This is a genomic window from Leptospira vanthielii serovar Holland str. Waz Holland = ATCC 700522, from assembly GCF_000332455.1.
GTDB lineage: Bacteria > Spirochaetota > Leptospiria > Leptospirales > Leptospiraceae > Leptospira_A > Leptospira_A vanthielii.
In genome coordinates this window covers 90,130-102,149 of record NZ_AOGY02000007.1, presented here as the reverse complement: position 1 = coordinate 102,149, position 12,020 = coordinate 90,130, and the positions used below count along the sequence as shown (strand labels likewise).

Here is a 12,020-nt window from a genome sequence, read left to right as displayed (position 1 = left end):
TTAGCTATGAAGTCAAAGATTCCAAAATCAATCGATGAATATATAGAAAACTTTCCGAAAGAAGTACAACAAATCCTTCAAAAGATTCGAAGTACAATTCAAAAGGAAGTGCCAGAGGCAAGGGAAGCCATTAGTTATGCCATGCCAACATTTGTTTTAAACAAAACCTTAGTACATTTTGCGGCGTATGCAAAACATATTGGATTTTATGCGCTTCCCTCTGGAAACCTTGCCTTTCAGAAAGAGATTTCAAAATATAAATTTGGTAAAGGATCCATTCAATTTCCTTTGAATGAACCAATTCCCTATGGTTTGATCAAAAAAATTGTAAAGTTTCGAGTTACCGAAAATTTGGAAAAAACAAAGAAAAAGGTTCAAAAAAAAAATCAAAAGCCTCCCAAAAGAAATCTAAAACAAATCATGAGTGAAGAATTAATATTTTTTCGATGTTATTACTTTCTGTTTTAACTATGAACATTTTCTATATATTTGAGAAAGGATCATAGATGGAGTTTGAAAGCAAAAGTATACTTTATTTATGGAATAGTCGAGTGATGTTTGCAACTAACAGTATGCAAACCGATTTTCACTCGCATTATGCAGCAACTCTCGCCATCTCATTAGAAAAAAACATCACAATCGAAACTGATTTAGGCAAAGAAGAATACAGGGTAGCTTTGGTTGGTCCAAATACATACCATAGAACCATTTCACCTGGGGTGGAAATGGTTGCTTTACTCATTGATCCAGAAACCTATGAGTTTGGATCCATATCTGAATCAATCTCTTCTGGTGAAGTTAAAAAATTAGAGATTCAAAAATTTTTACCTTTAATCGATTCCCTTTGGTCATTGTATTACGGCGACTTAAGCGATGATGAAGCAACCCAATTGCAATTTAATTTACTTCGAACTGTATATCCATTTGATGCATTAAAGACTACTGTAGATCCAAGAATTCAAAAGATTGCAAAAAGAATCCGAATGGAGATTCCAAGTAGCATTCGAATGAAAGAAATTGGTAAAGATTTTTCTATTTCGGAAGATAGATTGATTCGCCTATTTAAAGAAAATCTTGGAATTCCCCTGCGAAGGTATTTGTTATGGGTACGAATTTTACGTGCGGTGAAAGAGCTGAAAGCTGGTAATAATCTTACAGACGCTGCGCACGCTGCTGGTTTTTCTGATTCGGCTCACTTTTCCCGAACGTTTAAAGAAAACTTTGGATTTATACCTTCATTATTTTTTGGTCATCTCAAAACCGCAGAAGTTAGATTCTGCGAACCTGATGAAAAACTGCGATAAATCTTAAAAATACCGGAATCATTCAAGCACAGATTTTTATAATTTGTTACTCTCTTTCTCTACCAAGGAAAAGAGAAGCCATGCCCTTAACAAAAGAAAGAGGATTATTATCTAAATTATCCTCGAAGTTTTCGAAATTTAAATCTGAATCGATCAAAATTCCTTCTCTAGAAGAGAAAGCAGGTTTTTTAAAAGCACAAAGACTGGCATATGATTGTGTTACAACGATTGAAAAAGAAATGAAACCTGGTTGGACAGAGAAACAAACTGCCAAACGTATGGATGAGTATCTACGTGATCATGGAGTGAAAGTTTTTTTACATAGACCCTTTGCTTGGTTCGGTGAACATGCAAGGTTTGATGGATACAAACGTTTCACTCAATTTCATCCTGGTAAAAAGAAATTAATCGAAGAGGAATCATTTATCTTGGATGTATCTCCCGTTGTAGAAGGTTACATTGGTGACATTGGTTATTCTTCTTCATTAATTAAAAATTCAGAACTCGATAAAGGAATGGATTACCTATTAAAACTTCGAGAAGAAATTCCAAAATACTTTAGTTCTGCGATGACATCATCCGAGATTTGGTGGAAAATCGATTCGGATGCAAAAAAATCCGGCTTCGACAATGTCCATGCATTGTATCCATTTGCTGTACTTGGTCATCGAGTGTATAAAGTAAATCTTCCAAATATTTCCTTTCCTTTATTACCGATTAGTTTTGCCAGTTGGTTTAGCTTACAAGGGTCGTATGAATTTTTATCACATAAAGTTTTGCCTGAACTATTAACACCAGATCACGAAGGCAACAAAGTTGGATTGTGGGCGATCGAACCACATTTAGGTAGAGGAAAAACTGGATTTAAATTCGAAGAGATATTGGTTGTGGAAGAAAACAAAGCCTATTGGTTAGACGATGATGTTCCTCAAGTAAGAAAATACCAAACAACGAAGGAATCAAAATGAAAATAAAAAAATATCAATATATCACTTTAATCTCTTTATTATCTATATTGTCCATTGGATGTAACACTGGTAATATTAAAATTGGAACCGCCTATAAACTGGGTAAAGTTCCGGATTCTATTTTAGAAGCAAGTAAACCAGATCCATTTTTAGGCAATTTAACTGTCAGCATACAGGAGTTACCTGGTCATGATGATCTCATTTTTGATAATCAAAATCAAATAGCGTTTGCTTCTGGAATGGATGGTTGGATTTGGAAATTGGATTTGAAATCGAATACGGCAACTGCTTGGGTCAAACCTCCGGTAAATCCTGCAGGTTTACAATTTGCAAATAAAAATAATGAATCCATATTAGTTTGCGCATCAAAACTTGGAGGTGTAACCTACGATGAAACACAACGAGTTGGATTGTATGAGGTAAACATAAAATCAAAATCTGTTGTACCTCTTGTATTAACATTACCTAAAATCGAAAATTCCGACTTTGAAATTGTATATCCAGAGTCCAAACGACCCACCTTTGCCTTAAAAAGCCTAAACGAAACAAATTCTAGATCCTTTTCCTTATGTAACGATCTCGCTGTATCTAACGATGGTAATAGAATTTATATTTCTGAACCATTTGAAAGGTCTGATGCCGCGATGGGAAGTGGTGCTGTACCGGAAGCCATCGGACTCTATCCTCATGGTAAACTTTGGATGTTTGACAGAAAACAAAATACAATCTCTCTTGTTATGAATGGATTTACTTTTGTAGATGGAATCATCATTGCAGACCATTCTGAGTCCAAAGAAGAATCTGTAATCATTACAGAGACAACAAAGTTTAGAATCATCAAAGCAAACATTAGCGGAAAAAAAGAAGGAACTTCAGAAGTTTTATTTGAAAACCTTCCGGGTCTTGCCGATGGATTGGAAAGAGATTCGAAAGGAAGAATTTGGGTTGGTATCATCAAACCACGCTCTGGTCTTGTGAACTTTATCCATAACAATCCATGGCTAAAACCATTTCTTTTATCGCTTCCGCAACGAATCTTACCGATTGCTAAAAAAACGGGAATCCTTGTTCTCGATTCATCCGGTAAAAAAGCACTCTACTACTCAATGCATGATGGATCAAAAATTAAAGATATATCTGTGGCAGTTCCTAATTTAGAGTCTATCTACTTTCCTTCCTTTAATACCTCATCTAGAGGTTTATATTCGATATCAATCGACAATTTAAAGTTAGGCGAATAATTCAATGAAAACAAATTTCAGCCAACAATCCGTACCGATTCATAGGAATTTCTTTTCACTTCCGGCCATCAGTTTAATTTTGATCTTAATTTCTTGTCGGACACCAGAAGAATACTTCAAAAACCAAATCAAAGGGCCAGTAGAACTCCCTTACCATCCAACGATAAATTCTATTAAGTCCGAAGGTGATCCAATCAAACAAACAGTAACGATTAGCGGATCAACTCTACCTGCCCAAGATGAAATTCTTTTGCAAGAAGATTTAGGTAGAGCTTTCGTTGCTTCGATTGATGGTTGGATTTGGAAAGTAGATTTAACCAATAATACTTCGGAACCTTTTGTCAAAACTCCATTATTGCCGGGAGGAATGGTATTCCATCCCAAAAACAATGATATCATCTATATGTGTTTATCTCGCGGAAAACAACATGATACAAATCTAACAGATGGACCTGGGATTTATGAATTAACAATATCAACTAAACAACTACGTAAAATTGGCACTCGTGTGCCCATAACAGATAAAACAAAAGAACCGTTAGGTGATCAAATTGGAATCTTTTTCACAGCAGAGAAAGAAACTAAAATTCCGATTTCACAACTAGATGATACCAACAGTCGCAATGTTGAAAAAGCAGATGATTTGACGATTAGTAAAGATGGGGAACGAATCTATTTTACGGAACCATATAATCATCCAAATTCCATCCTTGGAGTGAGTTCTCAATCCAAACACGAAGTCTTGACTTTAGGACGGAACGGACATCTTTGGAAATATGATTTGAAAGATAATACTGCAAGTTTAATCGCCCATCAATACACATATTTAGATGGAATCTTATTGGAATACGCACAAGGAGATATCGAATCTTCTATTCTTTTAAACGAATTATCTAAATCAAGGCTCATTCGTTTACACCTAACTGGCGATAAAAAAGGGAAAGATGAAATTGTCATCGAAGGGCTTCCTGGATTTCCGGATGGAATGGATAGAGATGCGAGTGGACGGATTTGGATCGCAATCCCAGTAGAAAGATCCAAACTAATTACTTGGTTGCATAAACATCCATCTTTGAAACGACTCGTACTTTACATACCGGAAATTTTACTTCCCGTTTCCAAAAAAACGGGTATCTTGGCACTTTCACCTAACGGAAGTAAACCTCTATATTTCAGTATGCATGATGGTAGTTTGTTTTCGCATATCATTGTCGTTGTACCAGGAAAAAATAAATTGTATTTGGCAGTATATCAAGACGGGTTCAAAGGATTTGTAACTATGCCATACCCAAACAATCTTTAGCTGGAAATGTGGGCGCCTCGCAATCGACCCAAAATTCAACTGACATACATAAGGCGATCCCGCTCTCCGTTCCAATCTTTCCCTTCGGGAAAGGATTTCCACTTCGATCGGTGGCGTGAAGAAAACCTATCCCGAAATCAGAATCCATTTGGAAGATGGAAGGAAATATGAACTTTCGGGAACTAATTTTTTTAAGATTTCGAAAAGGAATATTCTCATCGGGAGGATTATGATATTGAGAAGCCATTGGGAGGCGGGTTCAGTTCCCCACCCTCTGATCGGGCGGGGATACTAATATCCAATCCTGTACCGCGGGCGAAGGGCCTAAGCCCTCACCGCTGTTCGGACCTCCTGTCCGCACAATGCTCCGAGTCACGGCGCTGCTCTTGATTCGCCATCGTGGCTTTCTTACTGTAACAGTCGTTTCCTATGGGTCACTTCTGTTCCAGCTCGCATCACTGTTCGATCCCTTCGGATTGGTTCTTAAAGAATAATTGGATTTTGGGAAAAAATGAGTCTGTCTTTTGCGGGCGAAGGGGCTCGAACCCTCGCCAGAAGCTTGGAAGGCTGCTGTGCTACCGTTACACCACACCCGCGACAGTAAATACATAGTTTTGGCTGGGGGTAACGGGTCAACGATTTTTGGTTCCAGAAAGTGTGGGACAAAGAAAATGAGTCTATGGCTCTGCCCCAAGCACTCGAAAATTACCGAAAACAATATCGTAAAATCAAATTATTCCAAGATGTCGCATCCGTCCTCCATTGGGATTCCGAAGTGATGATGCCGGAAGAGGGTCGGGAATACCGATCTGCCCAGATTGCGGCCGTAGCAGAACTCACCCACGATTGGATGACAGACAAATCTTTCTTAAACCAAATCCAAACGGCAAAACAATCTATCAGTGAACTGCCAGAATCAGAGCGCTCTTTATGGAACCGAGAGTTGGAAGTCCTTATGGAAGAAAAGGAAAAAGCTGATAAATTACCTTCGGAATTTGTTTCTGAATTTGCAAAGGTAACAAACCTTGCCCATGCAGAATGGGCGGAGGCAAAAAAAGCAAAAGATTTCCAATCATTTTCGAAACGATTAGAGGAGCTCGTTCAGTTATCTAAAAAACAAGCAGATTACTTTGGTTATACGACAGAACCTTATGATGCATTGCTCGACAGTTATGAAAAAGGTGCCAAAGCAAACCAAATTCAAATTTTATTTTCTGATTTGAAAGAATCTTTGGTTCCCATTGTTGCCACCGCCCCAAAATTCAAAAATCCTTTTCCTAGGTCTATATCTGTAGAGAAACAAAAGAAATTTTGTAATCGTTTGCCTGCACTCCTGGGTCTCACAACAAAAGAATCTAGATTGGATACAAGTAACCATCCGTTTTCGACAAGTTTAGGAAAGGGAGATAAACGAATCACAACAAGATACTCTGAAACTGATCCCTTATCCTCCATCTTTGGTGTGTTACACGAAACTGGCCATTCCCTGTATGAATCTGGACTTTCGGCAATGCCCGATTGGCCGACTCCCATTACGGAATTCCTAAGTTTAGGAATTCATGAATCCCAAAGTCGATTGTGGGAAAACCAAGTAGGACGTTCGTTACCATTTTGGGAGTTTGTTTATCCCATTTTGTTATCTGATTTTGGTCTGATCGAAAAAGATCTTCCATTTAAGGAACTTTACCAATTTATCAATAGTACAGAAAAAACAAAAGTGAGAGTCGAAGCTGATCAAGTCACTTACAACCTTCATATCATATTACGATTTGAAATTGAAAGAGATCTGATCAATGGAAATATCCAAGTCAAAGATTTACCTGAGATTTGGAATACAAAAATGAAGGAAAGTTTTGGACTCAAAATTGAGAATGATGCAGAAGGTGTTTTACAAGACATCCATTGGTCGATGGGAGCTTTTGGTTACTTTCCGACTTATACTCTCGGAAATATTTTTAGTTCTCAGTTATTTAAAAAGTTTTCAGAAGAATTCCCAAATTCGCATAACAAGTTTTCTGCGAATGGTGATTTTTCCGATTTATTAAATTGGTTGCGTAAAAATATCCACTCCAAAGGAAAAATCTATGATGTGGATACTCTAATGCAACAAGCTACCGGCGAATCTCCGAATGCCAAACATTTGATTTCCTATTTGAATGGAAAAATCAAAGAAATCACAACGTAACCATTCTTCGGATTAGGATTATTAAATTACAAAAAAGGAATTATATGTCAGGATCAGAACCCGCACTCGAAAAACTAAGCCAATTGTCATACTTTGATAATCTCGCCTTATATTATTTATGTATAGAAACACCCCCACAAACACTTGCTTTGGCATTTATGCAAATGGATGAAAAAATTGCAGGTTCTATGCTCGGAGTTTTGGATGTACAAAAAAGAAAATATGTCCACGAGCTCATGGCTCTACAAAAAGACAGTCCGGATGAAGCAAAAAAAGCCGCCGCCGAAGGGTTGTTACTCATCGCCGACGGATTGATATCTAGAAATTTAATTAGTAAACAAGGCCATTATTTTTTTGGAACAAAGAAATAATAAGATCCAACACCCAAACTAATCCAGCCAATTAGAAAACTCACTCCGCCTATGGGAGTGATGGCTCCAAGAATTCGGTTTCCCGTAATGGCTAGAGCATACAAACTAAAAGAAAAAATCAGAATTCCCAAAAGGAACATCCAAATTGCCACTTTTAAATAAGTTTTACTTTTGTTTGGAGATTCTAGAATCAGCGATTGTTGTAACATTAGAAATGCTGCTAGTGCTACCAGTGTGTGATAAAAATGATATCGGTTTCCCGTTTCAAAAATTACCATAAGTTCGGGACTTACAATTTTTTTTAGTCCATGGGCACCGAAGGCTCCGATGGCAACAGCTAAAAAACCAGAAAGGCAAATCAATAGGACTAAAACCGAAGAGGATTGCTTCTTGACAAGATTCATAAACGATACTTCCTATTGCCTATGACTTCAGATACATCCGGAAAGAATACTAAATTTGTTAGAGTTTGGCGACAACTCAATGTGGAGGATGTAAAAAAACAATTACTCTATATCGATGATCTCTATGGCACATGTGGAAATTGTAAAAAATTGGGGCTTAACTATCTAAAAGATAAAAAATGCCCCGATTGCGGAGTTACATTCAAATATTTGGCAACTAAATTGAGTAAGGTGGCAGATATTGCAAAGATTCTAAGCCGAATTGATAAAGAAGGATTGGATTTAACCTTAATCGAAAGAGAAGATTTTGAAAGATCCAGTGCTTCGGATGCGGCAAGGGACCTATTCAAATCATAGACAAGGGCTTTCGATGTGGTTGGTAGCTTAGAATTTAAACGACCAACCGAATTGTGCCGTTTTGTTATGCGCTGACGTATCTTCCCAAGCATCAAAGGCGCGAATCGCACGAGAAACAGCTAACGCAGCAAATACGCCAACCGCATTGGGTGATTCCCAAACATTCCCTGGGCCTTTCACATTGGCCATATTATCCCATATATTCTTTTTCGGAAGATTTTCTTGGGCATACATATAGGCCCCACCTGCCAGAATCAAATCATATAACAGATAAATACTCATACTGACAAATGTGTCTCGATTGGTAAACAGAGGAGAATTCCACGAGTTGTAACCAACAGAGGCCATCGGAGTGATTAAATTCAAACCTTGCGAAATTAGATGGTATTTTTCAGATAAGGGAACTGCTGATTCATGGGGAGGTTTTTGAAGGAATTCCTGTTCCATGATTTGTTTCCACATTTTTTCTTGGCCTCTCCTGGGAGACTCAATACGAATAATGGAATCGGGTGAAGTTTTCCCAACTTTTCCCACATAGATATTAAAATCATAAGGATTTTTCCAACGATGTTTGTATCTGTAAACAAACCCTTGTGTTTTATCGTCCGCATAAAAATCAGGATCTAGTTTGTTTAAGAGTGCCACCAAGCGAAGGTTAACGTCTTCTGGCCCACCTAAAATTTCCACTGTTTCACCAGCAAAGAGAGAACCTGCCATACTCGTTGAAAATATTAGAACAAAACATAAATAAATTACGAATGATCGCAATCCCTTAATCAATTTCATGATTGGACTCCCGGAAGTTGAAGGTATGCATTAATTAAACCTAACGAATTGTATGTTGCATGACAGGCCATAGCGATCCAAATATTTCCAGTTTTAATATAGATATATCCAAAGAACATTCCCACTCCACAAATAATAAACGGAATGGCGATGGATGTTCCTTCACCATAGTGGAGCCAACCAAAAAGTAAGGAAACTATGAATAAACCTTCATGGGCAAGATTTTTATCAATAAATGCTTTTAGTAAAAAACCTCTAAAAAAGATTTCTTCTAGGATTCCTGTAATGATTCCCACAACATAAATTCCCCAGGCCAGTAAATATCCATTTCCATGAAGAGCTTCATAGAGTTTTTTTGCAAACACTCCTGATTCAACTGGAACGGATAATTTTTCTAGTAACAAACCAAAGAGAACAACTACAATGAAACAGATAAAACCATTGGCTATCCCGCGCAGTAAAATAGGAATAGATAGTTCATCCTGAAGGTTAGTTACGGGAATTTGTAATACTTTTTTATAAAGTAGATATCCTAATCCCACATAACATAAAAACCACGGTATAGAATGTCCCAAAAGATAGTGAGGTTTTTCAGAAAACACCTTATCGTAAAACTGAGACAAGAGTAAACTTGGATTCTCAGTTATTTCTTTCTGGAATTGTTCTTTGATTGGTGTCACAATTTTTTCGTATTCAGTAAGCATGGTTGCAAAGTCCATTTTACCATCCCAATATTCTTCATAGAGGGGGAGTAACTGGTCTTCAGGAATCCTGTCACCAAGTACCGAATTGTTTACGAACGCTAAAAATATAACGGAATAGAAGAAGGAACATACATAAACGAGACCCAACGAATAGGCGGTGAGCCGAAAGATCTCAAAAAAACGATTCTGCATCTGCCTTACAGTTCCTCAATTTCGGCAAGAATCGTCATCGTTTTTTTGGGAAATGGCCGATATTCAAATCAGAAGATTATGTCTAAAACCGTCGATTTTCTGAAATGGACCCTGTTTCTTTGCTGCAGCAGCGGATTCTCATCACTCCTTTCTGGGCCTATTAGTTTGGCGAATTTGGAATATTCCAATCCCTCCCTCAAAAATCTTCGTTCTGAAATCAAAGAAAACTTACGAATCTCTAAATCGGGAGCAAGAAGAGAAGAACTCATCCCCCTCAAATACTATCAATACAAAGTTCGCAAAGAGGATAATTTTTTCAAAATTATGGCTCGAACGGGAATGGATTTGGAGACTCTTTCCTCTGTCAATGAGCTCAGCTCTCCTCATGATTTATCACCAGGTATGATTTTAGAAATCCCCAATATGCGTGGAACCTTTCATCCTGAAGAAACTCCAGGGGATGAAAAGACCAAACTAACATTAGTTGAAAAATATAATATTGATCCCAATAAATTACAATACGACTCGGAACGAGAAAAATGGTTTTTACCAGGGATATCTATGGGGAAATCTGAAAAGTCTTTCTTCTATGGATTTGGATTTCAGTTTCCATTAACGGAAGCTAGGATCTCATCTGGTTTTGGTAAACGATTAGATCCATTCACTAAAAAGGATACCTTTCATGGCGGAATCGATTTGGCCGCCGAACAAGGATCAGACGTATTTGCTTCTATGGATGGTGAAGTTATATTTAAAGGCAAACAAGGTGGTTATGGAAATTTAATCATTATAAAACATAGTTTGGGTTATGAAACTCGTTATGGACATCTTTTTGATTTTAATACAAACATAGGTCAGAAAGTAAAAAAGGGACAAAAAATTGGAGAAGTAGGACAAACAGGTAGAGCGACCGGTCCACATTTGCATTTTGAAATTAGAAGAAATTCAAAACGAGAAAGACCTATTTTTCGATCTCATTAAAAAAAGATTTTACGACTCGTATTGATTCCTTTAATTCTGGGAATCAATGGACTTTGAAATTCCCCAAGAAGTGGAAACACTTCGCAAAAACATCCAAAACTTCATCACAAATGAAATCATTCCTCTGGAAAAACATTACGATTATGAAAAAGGTCGAATGCCAGAAGATATCAACCAACAAGCACGTACTAAAGTAAAGGCATTGGGTTATTGGACTCCGCACCTTCCTAAATCAGAGGGCGGACTGGGTTTAGATTTAATTGGAACTTGTATTATATTTAGTGAACTGGGTCGTTCACCCATTGCGCCTTATATATTTAATTGTGATGCGCCGGACGAAGGGAACATGCATTTGCTTTCCCTTGCTGCAACGGAAAAACAGAAAGAACTCATCTTACATCCGTTAATCAAAGGGGATTTACGAACTGGTTTTGCTATGACAGAACCTGCCCCAGGTGCTGGTTCTGATCCGACCTCCCTACACACCAATGCGGAAAAACAAGGAGACAAATACATTATCAACGGTCGCAAATGGTACTGCACTGGAGCCAATGGCGCAAAGTATTTGATTGTGATGGCAAAGGTAAACGGAAGTTTTCGAAAAACTACCATGTTTCTCGTACCAACAGATGCCAAAGGATATACTATGGTTCGAGAAATTGAACTCATGGGTTCTCATGGACCTGGGGGACACTGTGAACTTAATTTTGAAAATGTCGAAGTTCCGGAAGATATGATCCTCGGTCGTATTGGAGAGGGGTTTCGGCTTTCGCAAGAGAGACTTGGCCCTGCTCGATTGACTCATTGTATGCGTTGGACGGGGATGGCAAGGCGAGCACTATCGATTGCACGAAGTTATGCGAAAGAAAGGCAAGTCTTTAGCTCTCGTATTGCGGACCACCAAGGGATCCAATGGATGTTTGCGGAACGTGCGACCGAAATTGAAATGGCATTCCTTCTTACTTTAAAAGCGGCTTGGTTGTTAAAAACAGGGAAAGATGCGCGCCAAGAGACCTCAATGGCAAAATGGAAGGTGAGTGAATCTTTGTGTAACACCATAGATATGGCGATCCAAATCTGCGGCGGAAAAGGATATTCTCGTGACCTACCTCTTGAGTTATTTTATCGTGATGCTCGGGCTGCAAGGATTGCGGATGGACCATCAGAAGTACATAAAATGGTGATTGGTCGTAACTATGTATCCGAAAAATGGGATTTTTAAGG

The 12,020-nt window shown here is 38.0% G+C and carries 13 protein-coding genes and 1 tRNA gene; 10 read left to right on the top strand and 4 right to left on the bottom strand.

The features are described 5' to 3' along the window. The first annotated feature begins 6 nt into the window (after positions 1 to 6). From LEP1GSC199_RS01095 to LEP1GSC199_RS01075, 5 genes are all read left to right on the top strand, one after another. The gene (locus LEP1GSC199_RS01095) at positions 7 to 468 is read left to right on the top strand and encodes an iron chaperone (RefSeq protein ID WP_002975981.1); all 462 of its coding nucleotides are present in this window, start codon (positions 7 to 9) and stop codon (positions 466 to 468) included. Positions 469 to 554: 86 nt separating this feature from the next. Beyond that, a complete protein-coding gene (locus tag LEP1GSC199_RS01090; RefSeq protein ID WP_002976058.1) occupies positions 555 to 1,304 on the top strand; it encodes a helix-turn-helix transcriptional regulator in 750 nt (249 codons plus the stop codon). Between the two features lie 80 nt (positions 1,305 to 1,384). Then, positions 1,385 to 2,272: a M24 family metallopeptidase gene (locus LEP1GSC199_RS01085; protein ID WP_002976127.1), complete on the top strand. Its 888-nt coding sequence runs from the start codon at positions 1,385 to 1,387 to the stop codon at positions 2,270 to 2,272. Beyond that, entirely contained in the window at positions 2,269 to 3,513 is a 1,245-nt protein-coding gene (locus tag LEP1GSC199_RS01080) for an SMP-30/gluconolactonase/LRE family protein (RefSeq protein WP_002976046.1), read from the top strand. The genes LEP1GSC199_RS01085 and LEP1GSC199_RS01080 overlap by 4 nt, the downstream gene beginning before the upstream one ends. A gap of 4 nt (positions 3,514 to 3,517) precedes the next feature. Continuing rightward, complete coding sequence (locus LEP1GSC199_RS01075; RefSeq protein ID WP_002976139.1) at positions 3,518 to 4,816, top strand: SMP-30/gluconolactonase/LRE family protein; 1,299 nt, start codon at positions 3,518 to 3,520, stop codon at positions 4,814 to 4,816. Positions 4,817 to 5,341: 525 nt separating this feature from the next. On the opposite strand, the gene LEP1GSC199_RS01065 is transcribed toward LEP1GSC199_RS01075, so the two are convergent. Continuing rightward, positions 5,342 to 5,412 (bottom strand) — tRNA-Gly (locus tag LEP1GSC199_RS01065). Between the two features lie 83 nt (positions 5,413 to 5,495). On the opposite strand from LEP1GSC199_RS01065, the gene LEP1GSC199_RS01060 reads away from it, so the two are divergent. Both LEP1GSC199_RS01060 and LEP1GSC199_RS01055 read left to right on the top strand, forming a co-directional pair. Beyond that, positions 5,496 to 7,001, top strand: coding sequence for a carboxypeptidase M32 (locus tag LEP1GSC199_RS01060; protein ID WP_002976104.1), 1,506 nt, complete (start codon positions 5,496 to 5,498; stop codon positions 6,999 to 7,001). A gap of 44 nt (positions 7,002 to 7,045) precedes the next feature. Continuing rightward, positions 7,046 to 7,372, top strand: a complete 327-nt coding sequence (locus LEP1GSC199_RS01055) for a hypothetical protein (protein ID WP_002976001.1) — start codon at positions 7,046 to 7,048, stop codon at positions 7,370 to 7,372. Here LEP1GSC199_RS01055 and LEP1GSC199_RS01050 read toward each other — a convergent pair. Further along, on the bottom strand, positions 7,348 to 7,776 hold the full coding sequence (locus LEP1GSC199_RS01050; protein WP_002976078.1) for a DUF423 domain-containing protein: 429 nt from the start codon (positions 7,774 to 7,776) through the stop codon (positions 7,348 to 7,350). The genes LEP1GSC199_RS01055 and LEP1GSC199_RS01050 overlap by 25 nt on opposite strands. 21 nt (positions 7,777 to 7,797) lie before the next feature. Here LEP1GSC199_RS01050 and LEP1GSC199_RS01045 point away from each other — a divergent pair, with 21 nt between their 5' ends. Next, positions 7,798 to 8,133, top strand: coding sequence for a hypothetical protein (locus LEP1GSC199_RS01045; protein ID WP_015682807.1), 336 nt, complete (start codon positions 7,798 to 7,800; stop codon positions 8,131 to 8,133). A 27-nt stretch (positions 8,134 to 8,160) separates the two neighbouring features. Here the strand turns inward: LEP1GSC199_RS01045 and LEP1GSC199_RS01040 are convergent, their stop codons facing one another. After that, the gene (locus LEP1GSC199_RS01040; RefSeq protein ID WP_002976072.1) at positions 8,161 to 8,919 is read right to left on the bottom strand and encodes a hypothetical protein; all 759 of its coding nucleotides are present in this window, start codon (positions 8,917 to 8,919) and stop codon (positions 8,161 to 8,163) included. Beyond that, on the bottom strand, positions 8,916 to 9,815 hold the full coding sequence (locus tag LEP1GSC199_RS01035) for a CPBP family intramembrane glutamic endopeptidase (RefSeq protein WP_002976116.1): 900 nt from the start codon (positions 9,813 to 9,815) through the stop codon (positions 8,916 to 8,918). The genes LEP1GSC199_RS01040 and LEP1GSC199_RS01035 overlap by 4 nt, the downstream gene beginning before the upstream one ends. A 78-nt stretch (positions 9,816 to 9,893) precedes the next feature. On the opposite strand from LEP1GSC199_RS01035, the gene LEP1GSC199_RS01030 reads away from it, so the two are divergent. Next, positions 9,894 to 10,796: a LysM peptidoglycan-binding domain-containing M23 family metallopeptidase gene (locus LEP1GSC199_RS01030; RefSeq protein ID WP_002976041.1), complete on the top strand. Its 903-nt coding sequence runs from the start codon at positions 9,894 to 9,896 to the stop codon at positions 10,794 to 10,796. A 46-nt stretch (positions 10,797 to 10,842) separates the two neighbouring features. Continuing rightward, entirely contained in the window at positions 10,843 to 12,018 is a 1,176-nt protein-coding gene (locus LEP1GSC199_RS01025; RefSeq protein ID WP_002976028.1) for an acyl-CoA dehydrogenase family protein, read from the top strand. Positions 12,019 to 12,020 lie beyond the last annotated feature (2 nt).

What these genes read in the sequence shown, in the direction of transcription:
- LEP1GSC199_RS01095 (WP_002975981.1), top strand. Translation starts at nt 7, where the DNA reads ATGAAGTCAAAGATTCCAAAATCAATCGATGAATATATAGAAAACTTT.
- LEP1GSC199_RS01090 (WP_002976058.1), top strand. Translation starts at nt 555, where the DNA reads ATGTTTGCAACTAACAGTATGCAAACCGATTTTCACTCGCATTATGCA.
- LEP1GSC199_RS01085 (WP_002976127.1), top strand. Translation starts at nt 1,385, where the DNA reads ATGCCCTTAACAAAAGAAAGAGGATTATTATCTAAATTATCCTCGAAG.
- LEP1GSC199_RS01080 (WP_002976046.1), top strand. Translation starts at nt 2,269, where the DNA reads ATGAAAATAAAAAAATATCAATATATCACTTTAATCTCTTTATTATCT.
- LEP1GSC199_RS01075 (WP_002976139.1), top strand. Translation starts at nt 3,518, where the DNA reads ATGAAAACAAATTTCAGCCAACAATCCGTACCGATTCATAGGAATTTC.
- LEP1GSC199_RS01060 (WP_002976104.1), top strand. Translation starts at nt 5,496, where the DNA reads ATGGCTCTGCCCCAAGCACTCGAAAATTACCGAAAACAATATCGTAAA.
- LEP1GSC199_RS01055 (WP_002976001.1), top strand. Translation starts at nt 7,046, where the DNA reads ATGTCAGGATCAGAACCCGCACTCGAAAAACTAAGCCAATTGTCATAC.
- LEP1GSC199_RS01050 (WP_002976078.1), bottom strand. Translation starts at nt 7,776, where the DNA reads ATGAATCTTGTCAAGAAGCAATCCTCTTCGGTTTTAGTCCTATTGATT.
- LEP1GSC199_RS01045 (WP_015682807.1), top strand. Translation starts at nt 7,798, where the DNA reads ATGACTTCAGATACATCCGGAAAGAATACTAAATTTGTTAGAGTTTGG.
- LEP1GSC199_RS01040 (WP_002976072.1), bottom strand. Translation starts at nt 8,919, where the DNA reads ATGAAATTGATTAAGGGATTGCGATCATTCGTAATTTATTTATGTTTT.
- LEP1GSC199_RS01035 (WP_002976116.1), bottom strand. Translation starts at nt 9,815, where the DNA reads ATGCAGAATCGTTTTTTTGAGATCTTTCGGCTCACCGCCTATTCGTTG.
- LEP1GSC199_RS01030 (WP_002976041.1), top strand. Translation starts at nt 9,894, where the DNA reads ATGTCTAAAACCGTCGATTTTCTGAAATGGACCCTGTTTCTTTGCTGC.
- LEP1GSC199_RS01025 (WP_002976028.1), top strand. Translation starts at nt 10,843, where the DNA reads ATGGACTTTGAAATTCCCCAAGAAGTGGAAACACTTCGCAAAAACATC.